At 54.7% G+C, this 258-nt stretch carries 1 pseudogene; it reads left to right on the forward strand.

Annotated features, from left to right (window positions below):
• Positions 1-258: pseudogene (locus FDX22_RS32025) on the forward strand (1-deoxy-D-xylulose-5-phosphate reductoisomerase); the annotation flags it as partial.

A 258-nucleotide genomic window follows, 5' to 3' on the forward strand; every position in this document is an offset into this window, starting at 1 on the left:
GCCAGTGCAAGCCAGATGGAAGTGCTGATCCATCCACAGTCGGTTATTCACTCGATGGTCCGTTATCAGGATGGTAGCGTCCTGGCCCAGTTGGGTGAGCCTGATATGCGCACGCCTATCGCCCATACGATGGCATGGCCGGAACGTGTGAGCTCTGGGGTTAAGCCTGTCGATTTTTGCAAACTCAGTGCGTTGACGTTTTCCGCACCTGATTATCAGCGTTATCCGTGCCTGAAACTGGCGATGGACGCGTTTGAG

Origin of the sequence: Citrobacter sp. TBCS-14, from assembly GCF_005280805.1 — a bacterium.
GTDB classification, from domain to species: Bacteria; Pseudomonadota; Gammaproteobacteria; order Enterobacterales; family Enterobacteriaceae; genus Citrobacter; species Citrobacter gillenii.